Raw genomic sequence first — 15,488 nt, 5'->3', positions numbered from 1 at the left:
AAAGAGTGTTTTTCCGTTTCGCGGCGCTGCTCAATCATCCCTGAACAGGGTTCGCGTCGAGAAGAGGGGCGATTTGTACGGCTGGTCTTCGCCGGTTTCATGTTCGCGGTGGTAGCGTTCGATACGCTCGACCTCATCGCGCGAACCGAGAATGACCGGCACACGCTGGTGCAGGCCAGTCGGCTGCACATCGAGAATACGTTCCTTGCCGGTCGATGCCAGGCCGCCAGCCTGGCCAACGATCATCGCCATCGGATTGGCCTCGTACATCAGGCGCAGTCGCCCGGGTCTGGAGATGTCCTTGCTATCGCGCGGGTACAAGAAAACGCCGCCGCGCATCAGGATCCGATGGACCTCAGCGACCATCGAAGCCACCCAGCGCATGTTGAAATCCTTGCCGCGAATGCCGGTCTTGCCTGCCAGACACTCGCTGACGTAGCGCTGCACCGGCGGCTCCCAGAAACGCTCGTTGGAAGCATTGATCGCAAACTCGCGGGTTTCCGGTGAAATCACGAGATGCGGGTGCGTCAGCAGGAACTCGCCGATGTCACGATCAAGCGTGAACCCATGCACGCCACTGCCAACAGTCAGCACCAACATCGTCGATGGACCGTAAAGTGCGTAGCCGGCGGCGACTTGGCGGTTGCCGGGCTGTAAAAAATCGGCTGTAGTCGGTGCGTCGGCATTACAATTCTCGGGGCAGCACAGGACTGAAAAAATGCTGCCTACTGACAGGTTGACGTCAATGTTCGACGAACCATCGAGCGGGTCGAAGACCAGCAGATACTTGCCACGAGGATGCTCGGGTGGAATCGGGTAGAGGTCTTCCATTTCCTCTGACGCCATCGCGGCCAGATGGCCGCCCCATTCACAGTGATAAATGAATGCCTGGTTGGCCAGGACGTCAAGTTTTTTCTGAGCCTCGCCCTGAACATTCTCACGACCTTCATCGCCCAACACACCGGCCAGTGAGCCCCGCGAAACGCCCTGTGCAATGGCCTTGCACGAGCGCACGACGTCACTGATGAGCATCGAAAAATCGCCGAATAGCGCTGGATTCCGGCGCTGTTCCTCGATCAGGAATTTGTTAACGTTGGTGCGTCCGCATAGCATGGTGATACTCCAGGCGATTGAAATCTTGTCGGTCCAGGGATTGTCCGGATTCTAGCGGTCTGATACAAAAACTCTAGTTAAACATATTTTTCATTTAGTTTAATATAGCCTTATCTATGAGAAGCGCCACGATCCGCCAACTCCAGATCTTTTCGGTCGCCGCCAGTCATTTGTCATTTGCGCGCGCAGCGGAAAAGCTGCACCTGACGCATGCTGCCATCTCACTGCAGATCAAGCAGCTAGAGGAAGTCAGCGGTACCCTGCTGTTCGAACGGATCGGCAAACGCGTCTTTTTGACTGAAGCTGGCGAAATTCTCCTCAGCCATACGCGCCAGATCCTGCAGTCGCTGAAGGAGGCGGATGAAGCGCTGCTCGCTTTGAAGGGATTGAAGGGCGGACGTATCGCCGTCGCCGTGACCAGCACTGCCGAATATTTCGCGCCGGAACTGCTGGCCGAGTTTCGCAAGACGCAGGCCGACGTGCGTATCCGGATGCTGATCGACAACCGAGATACCGTCAGTCGCCTTCTCGCCGGCAACGAGGTCGACCTGGCCATCATGGGCCGTCCGCCGGACGAACTCGACGCGGTAGCTGTGGCCTTTGCACCGCATCCGCTGGTGATCATCGCCAGCGCAGCACATCCCTTGAGCCGGCTGCCCAGCGTAGCTGTCGAGGACCTTGTGGACGAAATGCTGATCGTCCGCGAATCGGGATCGGGCACACGATCAGCGATGGAGGAGTTCTTTCTCGAACGTTCGGTCAAGCCGCGCATCGGCATGGAAATGGGCAGCAACGAAGCGATCAAGCAGGCCGTGGTGGCTGGTCTTGGCATCAGTTTCATTTCCCAGCACACGCTCGGCCTCGAACTGAAAGCCGAACGCCTGAGCATCCTCAAGGTCGAAGGAACACCAGTGATGCGTCGCTGGCACATCGTTCGCCACAAGAGCAAACACCTGACCCCTGCACTGGCCGCCTTCTGGGACTTCGTAGTCGAAGTTGCCCCCGCCCAACTGCGAAAGCTGGTCTGACGACTTCCCGCACAGACGGCACCGGACCCACTGATGCAGGTGAGCATTGAATGCTCGATCGGCAATCAGGCAAAGCCAGTCTGGACAGGGTCCTGTGCCAAGACCTGAGAACGCTGCGGGCCATACACCGGGAAGACAATTCTGGCGACACAACCGCTGGGCTCATCCGCCTCTGTGTCTCTGTTGTTTGGGCGCAGACTGGCTGCGGCTTGATGGACTTCAGCGATCTCGCGAACGATGGCCAATCCCAGGCCACTGCCCTCACCGTCGCTGCCATCGACACGGTAAAAGCGGTCGAAAACCCTCTGGGACTCGGCATCGGAAATCCCTGGTCCGCTATCCTCGATTTCAAGCAGGGCGAAATCGCCTTGCGCAACCACTCGCGCGGTCACCCGTCCGCCAGAAGGCGTATAGCGCAAGGCATTATCGAGCAGGTTGTTGATCATTTCTCGTAAGAGAAAGGCATTGCCCAGGATAAGCACGCTACCGGCAGGCTCATAACCCAGGTCAATACATTTTTCGAGTGCCTGCACAACCCAGTTTTCCACGACCTCTCGCAACAAGTGATCAAGATCGAGCGCCACCAGCGTCTGCTGCGAGTGCTCGCTCGCCTCTGCACGGGCCAGAGCCAGTAGTTGATCGACCAGATGCGAAGCACGATCAGCACCGTTCAGGATCTGCCTGAGAGCGTGCCGCAGTTCGGCTGGGTCGGTCTCGCGCATCGCCAACTGAGCTTGCGTCTTCAGGCCGGTCAGCGGGGTTCGCATCTGATGCGCAGCATCGGCGATGAAACGGCGCTGTGCAGCCACATTTTGCTGCATCCTTGCCAACATCGAATTGAACGCTTCGGTCAGCGGGCGCAATTCTTCGGGGACACGGCGCAGGGCAATCGGTGATAGATCCGCTTCGCGACGAGCTTCAATCCGGTCACGCAAACGCGTCAGCGGGCGCAAACCCTGGGACAGGCCGAACCAGACCAGGATCACGGCGAGCGGAATGATCACGAATTGCGGAAGGATGACACTAGCGATGATCTTGTTCGCCAGTTGGGAACGTTTTTCGGTGGTTTCACCGACTTCAATCAGGACACCACGCCCGTTGCCAGGCCCTGCTTCGAACAGTGACATGTAGGCTACGCGCAGGGACTGTCCGTGGTACTCGTCATCGCGGAAGAGCACTTCACTTTGCTCATTCTTCAAGAGCGCACCAGTCATTTTCGGCACAGGCAGTTCCGGATCGCCGGCGATCAACTGACCATCCTGGTCGAGCATGTGGAAATACACGTTATCGATCTCGTCCGAGCGCAGGAAGAGTTGTGCCAGACTGGGGAAGGCCAGTTGCGGTTGCCCGTCGACGAAGCTGACCTGGCGCGATATGGCGACCACATGTTCACGCAAGGACTGATCGTATGGGAAGCTGGCAACACTGTTGGCGAAATAGTGGGTAAACGCAATGCTGATTGGCCACACGAAAAGAAGCGGGGCCAGCATCCAGTCGAGAATCTCGCCAAACAGCGAGCGCTGAATGTCAGGGTTTTCTCTCTTCCGCAGGTTTCTCAAGACTGTAACCGAGCCCGCGCACGGTAATGATATTGACTCCGGTTGATTCGAGCTTCTTGCGCAAGCGATGGATATAGACCTCGATCGCATTGTGGCTGACCTCTTCACCCCAACCGCAGAGGTGATCCACCAATTGGTCCTTGCTAACCAGGCGTTTCGCTCGTGACAGGAGAATCTCGAGTAGACCCAGTTCGCGTGCCGAGAGATCGAGCATCTCGCCATTCACCAGCGCACAGCGGTCGGTTTGATCGAAGGTCAGCGACCCGCACTGGATCATCCGTGAGGTTCCTGACGACCGACGGCTCAGCGCCCGTACACGAGCCTCGAGTTCAGCCAGTTCAAAGGGTTTGGCCATATAGTCGTCAGCCCCGAGATCGAGCCCCTTTACCCGATCGTCGGTGCCGTCAAGCGCAGTCAGAATCAAGACCGGCGTCGTTGCGTTGCGCGACCGTAGACGACGAAGCACATCCCAACCCGGCATTTTTGGCAGACCAAGATCAAGAATCAGCAGATCATAGGGATTGGTCAACAAGGCCGTATCAGCATCAGTACCATTATAGGCACAGTCGATTGCGTAGCCTCCCTGACGCAGTGACCGGCACAGGCCATCGGCAATGATTCGGTCGTCTTCAGCGAGGAGAATTCGCACGGCGTGCCGCTCTTGCTTTAACAGGCGTAAGTTGCTTGTAAGTCCCCGCCATTACACTATCCTCGCTGTTCTCCTTTTATGGTCCTGGGAGTTCTGGTTTCGGCCCGGACTCGGGGGGTGCCTGAATACTGCACCGGGTACTCCCCACCATTTTTTGAAACAGGGTATTGGCGCGTTTTGCCGATCCTCAGGTACGCTGGCCATAGGCTCGTTCACCTGGCGAGTGTAACAAAAAAGACGGCGGTTTCGTTGGCAAACGTGCGCACGGATCTGCTCATGGTTTTCGTAGCCAGCCGAGATACAACCTGCCTTGGCTCGAAGGAGTAGTCAGGACTTAGGCCCCAGCACCGCTTCAACCAACCTGACCCAGTAACTCACCCCCAGCGGCAGGATCTCGTCGTTGAAATCGTAATGTGGATTGTGCAGGGTGCAGCCCCCGGAACCAGGACCGTTGCCCAGCCAAACGTAGCAACCTGGCTTTTCGCGAAGCATATAAGCAAAATCCTCGGCACCCATCGAGGGCAGTTCATGAACATGCACTTGGTCAGCGCCAAGCAGGTCGCTCGCCACACGTCGACAGACTTCCGTTTCCGAAGCACTGTTTACCGTCGGAGGATAACGATGGTCAAAGCATACGGCAATCTGCGCTCCAAATGTGCGGGCAATGCCATCGCAAAGCCGCTCGATTGCGCCTTCGACGAGATTCTGGGTTTCGACGTTGAAGCTGCGGATCGTACCACGTAGAACGGCGTCGTCGGGGATGACATTCCAGGCTTCACCGGCATGCACCTGGGTGATGCTCACCACCGCCGACTCGCAGGGATGCAGATTGCGGGCAACGACAGTTTGCAACGCGAGCACCAGATGACTGCTTACAACCAGCGTGTCGACCCCCTGATGCGGCATCGCGGCATGGCAACCCTGCCCCCGTACCAAGATTTCAAAGGTAGAGGTGCCGGCCATCACTGGCCCCGGCATCACTGCCATCTCGCCAACCGGGATACCCGGCCAATTGTGCAGACCAAATACCGCGTCCATCGGAAATTTCTCGAACAGCCCTTCGGCAATCATCACCTCGGCACCTCCATCGGACTCCTCGGCGGGCTGGAAAATGAAGTAAACAGTGCCGTCGAAATCAAGATCATTCTGGTGCTCGGCCATGTAGCGTGCGGCACCGAGCAAAATCGCCGTATGCCCGTCGTGACCGCAGGCATGCATGCGTCCATCGTTTCTCGAACGGTGTGGAAAGTCGTTCTTCTCGCGCAAAGGAAGCGCGTCCATGTCAGCTCTCAGTCCAATGGCACGGGGACTGCTGCCCTTGCGCAGGATGCCGATGACGCCAGTGCGTGCCAGACCACAATCAACTTCCAGTCCATAGCTGGTCAACTCGCGAGCCGCCAATTCGGCTGTTCGCAGTTCATTAAAAGCAAGTTCCGGGTGAGCATGGATATCGTGCCGAATTGCCACGAGGTCGACGAGGAAAGGGATCTTCAGAATTGTCATATGTGCGAACCAATCGCTTGGAAAGAAGGGTTTATTCCAGATCACATGGTAGCGCCGAGAGGCCGGCCGGTCTTGGGAAAAGTCAGGGGAAAAACGTCTGAGCAGCAGTGAATAAGCTCAACAAAAAGCGCTTGTGGATAAGTTTTCAGATTTTGTCCACACCCTAATACCGTCTTTATGAAACCTGAAAAAATTCTCATAACCTTTTGATTTATTGAGAAATGAAAAACATATCAACAAGTTTATTGTCACTATAGTAGTAAGAAGGTTTATATATACTTCTTCCTAAGATAGGATCAGGTATCCAGCTCGGAAAGCTTGCAGAAAAAGAGGGGGAGGTGCCGTACTGCGACTTTCACGGAGAGGATTCCCCATGAGTTCCCTCACAAGACCGCAAAGAAAAAATAATATATTTTTAATTCAACTGGTTATAGCCATATCCTGACGAATGACTTGCTCGGAAAGCCTGGCATCCGTTATGCTCCGATGCATGCATCTCGTTCTCATCAGTGGCCTGTCCGGTTCGGGTAAATCGATCGCCCTCAAAGTGCTTGAGGACGCCAACTATTATTGCGTGGACAACCTGCCATCACAGTTGTTGCAGCCGCTTGTCGGACAACTTGAGCAGCAGGGTTATGACCAGGTCGGAGTCGTGATCGACATTCGCGGTGGCGATAGTGTAGCCATGCTTCCCTTGCAACTCGATGCCCTGCGCGCCAACGATCTCGACCTGCAATTCCTGTTTCTCGATGCGCAGGATGCAACCTTGATCAAGCGCTACTCTGAAACCCGGCGCCGACATCCACTAGCCAGTGACAAGCTGACGCTGACCGAGGCCATTACCGAAGAACGCATTCGTCTTGCCGAGTTAACTGCCCTTGGTCATCACATCGATACCAGCGGCGTCAAGGCCAGCGCACTTCGCGAGTGGGTCCGCCAGTTCGTGGCTAGAGACCTTCCTTCTGATTCCTGTCAGGGACTGACACTACTTTTCGAATCGTTCGGGTTCAAGCATGGCATGCCGCTCGACGCAGACCTCGTTTTTGATGTTCGTTGCTTACCCAATCCGCACTACGATCCCATCCTGCGTCTGCTCACTGGCCGTGACGCACCAGTCATTGATTTTCTCGAAGCCGAGCCCGAGGTATTGCGTATGCGTGGCGATATCGCTGGCTTCATTCGTACGTGGTTGCCGTCATATGTTCGGGACAGCCGTAATTATCTGACGGTGGGCATCGGTTGTACGGGCGGCCAGCATCGCTCGGTCTACTTTGCCGAATGGTTGGGGCGCGAGTTTCGTGGTTGTGCCCGTGTGCTGGTTCGTCACCGCGAGTTGCGCTTTCCCATGGCGATTGGCGAAAATCCATGATGCTCTGGGTCGGGCTGTTCAGGCCCGGCGACTGGCTGCTGGTCATCTTGGGCTTGTATGTTTGCGCCGCTTCATTTCCTTGGGCATGGCGAGTCGGTGTCGCTGAAAAAGCCATTGTCAAGCGTGGTGGTGAAGTGTTCTCAGAACTCGATCTGGCACGCAATCGCCGTATTGAAGTTCCTGGGCCACTGGGCCTGACGACGGTTGTCGTCGACCAGCGCCGGGTGCGTGTCGCTGCGGACCCAGGTCCCCGGCAATATTGCGTGCGCCAAGGTTGGCTGACTCGCCCCGGCGAGATCGCCATCTGTGCCCCCAATCAGGTCAGCGTCGAAATCCAGGGAAGGCAACGGACTTATGATTCGCTCGCGTACTAACACTGGCCAGGACTTGCCGAGCCGGTTTATAATCCAAATTCGATCCGAGGAGCGCTGCAGGGCTGTCGTCTGACAGTTTCAGGCTCGGATTCTTCAAACGGCGCTCATCCAACCAACCCGTGCCAGGCACGAGGAGAGGGATGGGCGCAGGCTGAAGTCCTTCAGCAGATATGCCCGACAGCTTCCGTCCCCTGGTCACCGTTCTCAAGGAGCCTTACCGTGTCGGATGCTGTTACTCAAGACTATGTGATTGCTGATCTTGGCCTCGCCGAATGGGGCCGCAAGGAAATTCGTATTGCCGAAACCGAAATGCCGGGACTGATGGCGATTCGCGAAGAGTTCGCGACCACCAGGCCCCTCCTGGGCGCACGGATCACCGGTTCACTGCACATGACGATTCAGACCGCCGTACTGATCAAAACCCTGGTTACCCTTGGTGCTGAAGTACGGTGGGCTTCGTGCAACATCTTTTCGACCCAGGATCACGCCGCTGCGGCTGTCGCAGCTTCCGGAGTGTCGGTCTTCGCCGTCAAGGGCGAGTCGCTGGAAGATTACTGGGACTACACCCACCGCATCTTTGAATGGCCGGATGCGGGTTACAGCAACATGATCCTCGACGATGGCGGCGACGCGACGCTGCTCCTGCACCTGGGTGCCCGAGCCGAATGTGACGCGTCGGTGCTTGCCAGCCCGACTTCCGAGGAAGAGGCGATCCTCTTTGCTACGATTCGGGCCAAACTGGCCAGCGATCCGACCTGGTACTCGCGTCGTCTGGCAGCGGTCAAGGGGGTAACCGAGGAAACCACGACCGGCGTGCATCGCCTGTACCAGATGCACGCCAGGGGTGAGCTCAAATTCCCGGCGATCAATGTCAACGACTCGGTCACCAAATCGAAGTTTGACAACCTCTACGGTTGCCGCGAATCGCTGGTCGATGGCATCAAACGCGCCACCGACGTGATGATCGCCGGCAAGGTTGCCCTGATCGCCGGCTATGGCGATGTCGGCAAGGGCTCGGCACAAGCCATGCGTGCCCTGTCCGCACAGGTGTGGGTCACCGAAATCGACCCGATCTGTGCCTTGCAGGCAGCCATGGAAGGCTACCGCGTGGTAACCATGGATTACGCGGCTGACAAGGCCGATATCTTCGTCACCTGTACCGGCAACTACCACGTGATCACCCATGCGCACATGGCCCGGATGAAGGATCAGGCGATTGTCTGCAATATCGGCCACTTCGACAACGAAATCGACGTCGCCTCGATCGAGACTTATGTCTGGGAAGAGATCAAGCCACAGGTCGATCATGTGATCTTCCCCGATGGCAAACGCATCATCCTGCTGGCCAAAGGTCGTCTGGTCAACCTCGGTTGCGGTACCGGCCATCCCTCGTACGTGATGAGTTCCTCGTTCGCCAATCAGACGATTGCCCAGATCGAACTATTTACACGCAATGCCGACTATCCGGTCGGGGTCTATACCCTGCCCAAACACCTCGACGAGAAGGTGGCCCGCCTGCAGCTCAAGAAACTCAATGCCGAGCTCTCCGAGCTGACGGATCAGCAGGCCGCCTACATCGGCGTAGCCAAGGAAGGTCCTTACAAGTCCGAGCAATATCGCTACTGATATTTATCTACTCATGACACCGCAGCCTCCCGTCTTCAGCCTGGAGCTTTTCCCGCCGCAAACCCCGGAGGGAGCAGAAAAGTTGAGGGCCGCGCGTGCTCGCCTGGCGCTTCTGAAACCCCGGTTTTTCTCGGTCACTTTTGGCGCCGGCGGTTCAACGCGTGACCGCACGCTCGAGACCGTGCTTGAAATTCAGCGTGAAGGTCATCAGGCAGCACCGCACCTGTCGTGCATCGGATCGACCCCGGCTAGCATTCGCAGTATTCTCGAACAGTATCAGGCACATGGTATTCGCCACCTGGTCGCCCTGCGCGGCGACCTGCCGTCGGGTATGGCCAGGCCGGGCACCTTTCGCTATGCCAACGAACTCGTCGAGTTCATTCGTGCCGAAACGGGCGACTGGTTTCATATCGAAGTCGCGGCTTATCCGGAATATCATCCGCAGGCAAAAAGCCCGATGGACGATCTCCTGGCTTTCAAACGCAAGCTCGACGCCGGTGCCGATTCGGCAATCACGCAGTATTTCTACAACTTCGACGCCTACGCGCATTTCATCGACGAGTGCCAGGCGGCCGGCATCGATGTTCCGATCGTCCCCGGCATCATGCCGATCTCCAGCTACAGCAGTCTTGCCCGCTTCTCGGATAACTGCGGCGCGGAGATACCGCGCTGGGTCAGGAAAAAACTTGAAAGCTACGGTGACGATACCTTGTCAATCCACGCTTTCGGTCTCGATGTGGTCAGCTCGCTCTGCGCAAAACTGCTGGCCAGTGGCGCTCCCGGCCTGCACTTCTATACGCTCAACCAGGTGGAGCTGACCACCACCCTGTGGCAGCGTCTCGGCCTTTCCAAAGCAATATCAATGTGAAATCGTGTCAGCAACTCGCGAACCTTCGCTCGCCCGTACACGGAAGAAGGCTCAGAGGCGAGAGAAACGGCCATGGCCCCTGCCATGATAAAGTCATGGTCTTTGCCTGAGGTGTCCGAAGTGACCGTCTTGATGAGAATACATGAAAGACTATTACGCCATACTCGGGATCGCCAGCGATGCCTCAAACGATGTGGTCAAGATTGCCTACCGCAGAAAGGCCTTGCTGCTTCACCCAGACCGCAATAAGGCTCCGGAGGCGACCGACCACTTTCGCGACGTTCAGGAAGCCTATGAAACCCTTTCTGACACCAGTCGTCGACATGTCTATGATGAGAATCGACGCCGCAATCTTCTTGATAAGCCTCTGGAAACTGCGCGGGAAATCTGGAAAAATTATCTTGGAGGAGTACTTTAGTGAGGCTGTCGCCGTTTTTTGAAGATCTGAAGTCTGCCTATGACGCCGAGCTAGACGACCTGATGACCGATTCGGCAGGGCACGATGTCTTGGCCAAGCGGCTCAAGGCGAAGCGCGGGCAGCTTGCGCAACTCTTGCCGATGATTGAGTGCAATCCGGAAATGGTTGCCGTTGCCTTTCACGGTGGCATGCGGTTTGCCAGTCCGGAAGTGATGCGGGATCTTGCCGCACAGGAGCCTGAAGACCTGCCCGACTGGTCAACACTGCTGGCTGCGGTGGAGCTGGAACCCTGGGCCGAAGCCCTCGCCGAGGTCGCCCTCAAGGACCCGAACGGTGACCGGTTCATGGTGGTGACCGCCTGCCTGGAATATCTGCAAGGGCGCTTTGCAGCGTCGTCAGATCCAGAGCATGGACGGTTGACAGACCAGCGTGGCGATATCGACGGCGACCAGAACGAGCAGGACTTCGATGACGACATCGACCTCGCAGAGTCCGGTGCCGACTGGCTTGCCGAACAGGGTTTTGATCGGAAAGATCAATTTTCGGGGGATCACTGATGAGCCATCCGGTACTGGTGAAAGCAGGGGGACTGATCCACCTGGGCGATATCGTCGGTGCCGAGGCAGCCCTGGCTTCGCTGGCGGAAAGTGATGGTGACGCTGCCCTGGTGGTGGCTCTCAATGACTTTCCAGCCAAAGATCTGCTGGCCGTTCTGCGCGACTTCGATTCGTCTCGGGAATCGGTGGTGAACCTGTTGGTCTCCCCAGAGCAGTTCGCCCGTGCAATCGTCCTTGAACGGCGTTACGGCGACCAAAGTCACGAGCGATTGCACGGCATGATCAATTCGGTGGTTTTTCGGGCCGGCAGTGATCCTGGCGAGTTCCTCGAGGCAATCGGTGAACTCGAAGGTGGCTGCGAGGCCCTGGCCGATTATCTCTGCGAGCGTGTCGAAAACATCGAGCATTTCTTCAAGACGGCGACCTTTGATTTCTTCGCCGATGCAGAAGAATCTGCCGACGACATGACCGACGAGGAACGCCTGGACGGACTCGCCGATCCCGGTGTCAATCGTCCTTTCTTGACGCACAGTGAAGTCAACGATCACGACTGGATGGAACTGACCTGGATACTTCGTTACCAATACCCGGAGATCTTTCGGGAGGTCTTGCTGATTCTACGCGCGCGTGCCAGGGCCGAAGAGCTCGCGTCGTCTGACTTGGCAAAGTCCAGGCCAGTAGACAGGTTACCTGCTGAGCCAGGAGAGGAGTCCGCGCTATAGTCGCAGATTTCGGAATTACCGGCGATCCACAGAAGGATGTTACCGCCCATGCCGCCTAGCTGCCAGCAAATCGAAGTATTCGATGCGCGGCCGTTTTTCGAAAAGGCGCTCGTTTACGGAGTGCACAACGGGATCATCGATCAGCATAGAGTTGCCAGTATCCTGAACGATGCCCCGAAGGGAATGCTGCAGATTGCCGAGTATTTCGGGACGCAGTATTTGCGGTCGAATATCGAGGAGGCGCGTACGCGGATCGTCAATCTGGTCAGTCTTTTTCTCGCTGACCGTAGCGGTGGTGACCTCGACAAAGCGGCGCGATCGCTACGGGACCACACTTTTCTGTCACATTCGCGTGGCGGCTCCGAAATGATCAAGGCGCTCTGGGCAATGCCCGATTGTGACATCATTGGCGGTATGGGTGCGAAGTCACAAAGGGAATTTCTGGCTGAATGGTCGCTCAGGGATCCCGCCGAATATCGAGTCGCCCTCGAACAAAGGCAGGCCTGTCACTTGGCGATTGCAACAGCACTCTGGTTTGCCGAAAACCTTGGAGTGGCCCCTTCCAGCCTTTCGATGGTGCCCGTTGGATCGTTTCTGCGTACGGTCATGCTCGTCTATCTTGGCGGAGGCACCCCGCCTGCAATCCCCAATGCTGCCGGCTTCGTCAATATTCTGAAGGCAATCAGGAAGAAGGGGGTGGCGCCGAAAGGCAGAAAGCGAATCAAGGAGATATTCCAGATCCTGCCCGAATCGTATCAGGAGACTGCCAGACGCCACCTGCAGGAAGTCGAAATCGAGGATCTGCCGAGGATTCTCGATACCTCTTTGGCGATCGACAAGCTGTTTGAAGAGACTGTTCAGAAAGGGTATTTTTTGCGAGATGTCGATCTCGAGGAGGCAAGTCTATTTGATGCCGCAGTTTCGAAGGAATGGCAAAAGATGACTGCAGGCAAGACTGACGATGACTCGCTGCTGACGATTTTTGTCTGCATCGCAGCCGATACGCTTCCCAAACCTGCTCTGACACGAGTCGCAGCGAGAGCCTTGATCCGCAAGGTTCGTGCGGACGGCTTCAAGCAAGAACCGGTGCTCGGCTTCATTCGTCAGCGTGCGCCCCATGAGATGCAGGAAGGCCTGGAAAAACTATGGAATGAATTTTTTCCGGAGGCTCAGAGCTATCTGCTTGATAGCTCTGATACGACCCTTGGCGAGGCTGTGGCTTTCCTTAAAGAACACTGCTGTGTGGTGTAGCGCCGGGAGAGGACCTGACGGTGGCGCTGCGTGGTGGCCAACACGCCGATTCAGGGACCGTCTTTGCTTGCTGCCCGCATCAGCGAGGGTGTAGGAGTGTTCGATCACTCGCCCAGTACCAGGCCTTCACGGCGTGGATCGGCACCGCCGGCGAATCCAGTCGAGGTCTTTTCGATGGCCTGCAAACCGCTGTTCATGCCGACTTCGTTCACCACGTGGCTGCGGGCCCTAAGCGCTTCGACAAAGGACGGGGGAAAGCGCTTTTCCTCAAGCAGCGTCGGCCCGTTCAGCGAACCAAAGTTGGGCAGGTCGATGGCCTGTTGCGGTTTCAATCCCCAGTTCAGCATCGCGTAAAGCAGCTTGGCCGTGTAGTGGATGATCAACGCGCCGCCCGGTGAGCCGCCGCTGATCACCAGCTCGCCGCTGTCTTGGTCAAAGACCAGCGTTGGACTCATCGACGAGCGCGGGCGCTTGCCTGGTTCGACACGGTTAGCGATGGGCAAACCGCTGCTGTCAGTCGGGGTAAATGCGAAATCGCTGAGCTGGTTGTTGAGGAGAAATCCCCGCACCATCTGGCGTGCGCCGAAGGCATCCTCGATGGTGGTGGTCATTGCCAACGCGTTGCCGTGCTGGTCGACGACGCTGAGGTGCGAGGTCCCGTATTCAGGCTGTTCGGGCATCGCTGCCTGGGTCATTGGTTCCGGCGATGGCAAGCCCGGTCTGGCGACCTGCATGCTGTGCGGGCCGATCAGCCGTGCCCTTTCAGCCAGGTATTCCGGCTTGATCAGCGCGTACCAGTTGCCCGCCGGTGCGGCGACGAAATCGGGATCGGCGACATACTGGGCGCGATCGGCAAAAGCCAGGCGTGCTGCTTCGCTGTAATAGTGGATCCAGAGTGGGGTGGCAAACGGCAGGAATGCGGCCTCGGTGTGATTGATGATGCCGAGAATTTGTGCGATGGCGATCGCTCCCGAACCTGGAGGCGGAAAACCGCAGATCAGGTAAGTTCGCGGTGGCTCAACCCGTTTGGGCGCATAGCTGCTGCACAGCGGCTGGCGGCGCTGCGGCTGGTAGGCGGCCAGATCAGCCAAGGTAAGCTGGCCGGGGTTTGCCGGATATTGCTGCACCTTGTCGACGATCGCCTGTGCGATCTCACCTTCGTGCAGTGCCCGTGACCCCTCGCTGGCGATCCTGCGCAGGACGCCGGCCAGTTCGGGATTGCGCAAACGGCTGCCGACGGTGACGGGCTGACCATCCGGATCGTAAAAATAGGCAGCAGCCTGCGGATCCTTCCGGAGATGGGGGTCAGCCTTGAGCAATGCGTGCAGGCGCTGGCTGACCGGAAATCCATTCTCGGCGAGCCGGATCGCCGGTTCGAAAAGGGTCGACCAGGGTAGCCGGCCATATTCGGCATGCGCCATTTCGAGCATCCGCAAGGTACCTGGAACGCCGACTGCGCGGCCACCGACGATGGCTTCTTGAAAAGTCATCGCTTTGCCGTCGGCCTTGACGAACAGGTTCTCACTGGCTGCTGCTGGTGCCGTCTCACGACCGTCGAAGGCAACCGTCTGGCGACCGTCGTGGTGGAGGAGAAAAGCGCCACCACCGATGCCGCTGGATTGTGGTTCGACGAGGGTCAGCACCATCTGTGCAGTAACCGCCGCGTCGATCGCCGTGCCGCCGTCTTTGAGCATGGCGAGTCCAGCAGCGCTGGCGAGTGGATTGGCCGTGGCAATGGCAAACTTCTGGCCGTGCCATCCGGGCTGTGCGCTGAGGCCCGTGGCTCCTTCCGGTTGACGGCTTTCGGCAGTTACGGTCGCAGTCAGTGATGGAGAATGGCTGCAGCCCACGACCAGCGTCAGCAGAATGAGGCAAAGGATGTGCATGGCCATACTCCAATCGGGAAACCCTTACTTTGTCTCATTCAGACGGGTGTAACCCGTCTCCCGCGCGGAGTGCCCCCAAGAAGGCTTGCTTAAATACGGGAAGAAGGAGAAAAGTGAGTTTCTACAATATCCACCGGGAGGAAGGCCGACGTGAGAAGCGAACGCCTTCGGCCCATCGATACGAGGAACTCACCATATGAACATGATGCAATCCAGTTGGGAAGAAAACAAGAGGCAAATGCAGGAGTGTAGGGAGCAAGCAATCTGTCCGGGTTTGTAGCAAATGGAGCTGTCCGGTTTATGAGCTTCCCTCGAAATTTCGTCTTCCCAGGGTGACGTAAAATTTAGTCACTTTGGGAGCGAAGAAATCAAGATACCGAAGCCGGCATTCGCGCCGGAGTTCAGGGATCGGGCGGTAAAGGGGGGTGAAGGCAGGCGAGACCGCCGGTGTGGTTGCCAAGGAATTGGGGCTGGTCGAACAGACCTTGCGCAACTGGGTAAAGGCAACGGCGAGGGGCGACCCAAACGAAGCGGGCAGCCGGACGGTGACGCCAGAAGAGATGGA

General features: G+C 57.3%; 14 protein-coding genes and 1 riboswitch. Of the genes, 9 read left to right on the top strand and 5 right to left on the bottom strand.

The annotated features are described in order from the left end of the window. Positions 1-30 precede the first annotated feature (30 nt). On the bottom strand, positions 31-1,113 hold the full coding sequence (locus CAPSK01_RS18735) for a class 1 fructose-bisphosphatase (protein ID WP_034930274.1): 1,083 nt from the start codon (positions 1,111-1,113) through the stop codon (positions 31-33). 116 nt (positions 1,114-1,229) lie between these two features. On the opposite strand from CAPSK01_RS18735, the gene CAPSK01_RS18730 reads away from it, so the two are divergent. Next, a complete protein-coding gene (locus tag CAPSK01_RS18730) occupies positions 1,230-2,141 on the top strand; it encodes a LysR family transcriptional regulator (protein ID WP_034930271.1) in 912 nt (303 codons plus the stop codon). Positions 2,142-2,206: 65 nt separating this feature from the next. Here the strand turns inward: CAPSK01_RS18730 and CAPSK01_RS18725 are convergent, their stop codons facing one another. From CAPSK01_RS18725 to CAPSK01_RS18715, 3 genes are all read right to left on the bottom strand, one after another. After that, positions 2,207-3,700 carry a sensor histidine kinase gene (locus CAPSK01_RS18725; protein ID WP_273704066.1) on the bottom strand — a complete coding sequence of 498 codons (1,494 nt, stop codon included), beginning with the start codon at positions 3,698-3,700 and terminating at the stop codon, positions 2,207-2,209. Then, positions 3,669-4,349 carry a response regulator transcription factor gene (locus CAPSK01_RS18720; protein ID WP_034930268.1) on the bottom strand — a complete coding sequence of 227 codons (681 nt, stop codon included), beginning with the start codon at positions 4,347-4,349 and terminating at the stop codon, positions 3,669-3,671. Before CAPSK01_RS18720 ends, CAPSK01_RS18725 begins: the two co-directional genes overlap by 32 nt. Positions 4,350-4,676: 327 nt before the next feature. Then, the gene (locus tag CAPSK01_RS18715) at positions 4,677-5,852 is read right to left on the bottom strand and encodes a M20 aminoacylase family protein (protein ID WP_273704065.1); all 1,176 of its coding nucleotides are present in this window, start codon (positions 5,850-5,852) and stop codon (positions 4,677-4,679) included. A gap of 490 nt (positions 5,853-6,342) precedes the next feature. Between CAPSK01_RS18715 and rapZ the strand changes: the two genes are divergently transcribed. From rapZ to CAPSK01_RS18675, 8 genes are all read left to right on the top strand, one after another. Beyond that, positions 6,343-7,221: an RNase adapter RapZ gene (gene rapZ / locus CAPSK01_RS18710; RefSeq protein WP_034930265.1), complete on the top strand. Its 879-nt coding sequence runs from the start codon at positions 6,343-6,345 to the stop codon at positions 7,219-7,221. Further along, complete coding sequence (locus tag CAPSK01_RS18705; RefSeq protein WP_034930455.1) at positions 7,221-7,595, top strand: NusG domain II-containing protein; 375 nt, start codon at positions 7,221-7,223, stop codon at positions 7,593-7,595. The genes rapZ and CAPSK01_RS18705 overlap by 1 nt, the downstream gene beginning before the upstream one ends. Positions 7,596-7,635: 40 nt before the next feature. Beyond that, a riboswitch (S-adenosyl-L-homocysteine riboswitch) is annotated at positions 7,636-7,708 on the top strand. Positions 7,709-7,814: 106 nt separating this feature from the next. Then, entirely contained in the window at positions 7,815-9,221 is a 1,407-nt protein-coding gene (gene ahcY / locus CAPSK01_RS18700; protein ID WP_034930263.1) for an adenosylhomocysteinase, read from the top strand. A 13-nt stretch (positions 9,222-9,234) separates the two neighbouring features. Beyond that, complete coding sequence (metF, locus tag CAPSK01_RS18695; protein ID WP_034930260.1) at positions 9,235-10,089, top strand: methylenetetrahydrofolate reductase [NAD(P)H]; 855 nt, start codon at positions 9,235-9,237, stop codon at positions 10,087-10,089. A 142-nt stretch (positions 10,090-10,231) separates the two neighbouring features. After that, positions 10,232-10,507 (top strand): DnaJ domain-containing protein, encoded by a 276-nt coding sequence (locus tag CAPSK01_RS18690; protein ID WP_034930258.1) that lies wholly within the window; start codon positions 10,232-10,234, stop codon positions 10,505-10,507. Next, positions 10,507-11,064, top strand: coding sequence for a hypothetical protein (locus CAPSK01_RS18685; RefSeq protein ID WP_034930255.1), 558 nt, complete (start codon positions 10,507-10,509; stop codon positions 11,062-11,064). The genes CAPSK01_RS18690 and CAPSK01_RS18685 overlap by 1 nt, the downstream gene beginning before the upstream one ends. Next, on the top strand, positions 11,064-11,786 hold the full coding sequence (locus CAPSK01_RS18680) for a hypothetical protein (RefSeq protein WP_034930252.1): 723 nt from the start codon (positions 11,064-11,066) through the stop codon (positions 11,784-11,786). Before CAPSK01_RS18685 ends, CAPSK01_RS18680 begins: the two co-directional genes overlap by 1 nt. Positions 11,787-12,152: 366 nt before the next feature. Continuing rightward, positions 12,153-13,037 carry a hypothetical protein gene (locus CAPSK01_RS18675; protein ID WP_273704064.1) on the top strand — a complete coding sequence of 295 codons (885 nt, stop codon included), beginning with the start codon at positions 12,153-12,155 and terminating at the stop codon, positions 13,035-13,037. Positions 13,038-13,141: 104 nt separating this feature from the next. On the opposite strand, the gene ggt is transcribed toward CAPSK01_RS18675, so the two are convergent. Further along, entirely contained in the window at positions 13,142-14,923 is a 1,782-nt protein-coding gene (gene ggt / locus CAPSK01_RS18670) for a gamma-glutamyltransferase (RefSeq protein ID WP_034930452.1), read from the bottom strand. Positions 14,924-15,488: the final 565 nt, after the last annotated feature.

Origin of the sequence: Candidatus Accumulibacter vicinus, assembly GCF_000584955.1 — a bacterium.
Classification (GTDB): domain Bacteria; phylum Pseudomonadota; class Gammaproteobacteria; order Burkholderiales; family Rhodocyclaceae; genus Accumulibacter; species Accumulibacter vicinus.
This window is presented reverse-complemented; position numbering and strand designations above follow the sequence as displayed.

Coding starts and splice junctions, on each gene's coding strand:
- CAPSK01_RS18730 (WP_034930271.1), top strand. CDS start 1,230: ATGAGAAGCGCCACGATCCGCCAACTCCAGATCTTTTCGGTCGCCGCC.
- CAPSK01_RS18690 (WP_034930258.1), top strand. CDS start 10,232: ATGAAAGACTATTACGCCATACTCGGGATCGCCAGCGATGCCTCAAAC.
- CAPSK01_RS18680 (WP_034930252.1), top strand. CDS start 11,064: ATGAGCCATCCGGTACTGGTGAAAGCAGGGGGACTGATCCACCTGGGC.
- metF (WP_034930260.1), top strand. CDS start 9,235: ATGACACCGCAGCCTCCCGTCTTCAGCCTGGAGCTTTTCCCGCCGCAA.
- CAPSK01_RS18715 (WP_273704065.1), bottom strand. CDS start 5,852: ATGACAATTCTGAAGATCCCTTTCCTCGTCGACCTCGTGGCAATTCGG.
- CAPSK01_RS18705 (WP_034930455.1), top strand. CDS start 7,221: ATGCTCTGGGTCGGGCTGTTCAGGCCCGGCGACTGGCTGCTGGTCATC.
- rapZ (WP_034930265.1), top strand. CDS start 6,343: ATGCATCTCGTTCTCATCAGTGGCCTGTCCGGTTCGGGTAAATCGATC.
- CAPSK01_RS18735 (WP_034930274.1), bottom strand. CDS start 1,113: ATGCTATGCGGACGCACCAACGTTAACAAATTCCTGATCGAGGAACAG.
- CAPSK01_RS18675 (WP_273704064.1), top strand. CDS start 12,153: ATGATCAAGGCGCTCTGGGCAATGCCCGATTGTGACATCATTGGCGGT.
- ggt (WP_034930452.1), bottom strand. CDS start 14,923: ATGCACATCCTTTGCCTCATTCTGCTGACGCTGGTCGTGGGCTGCAGC.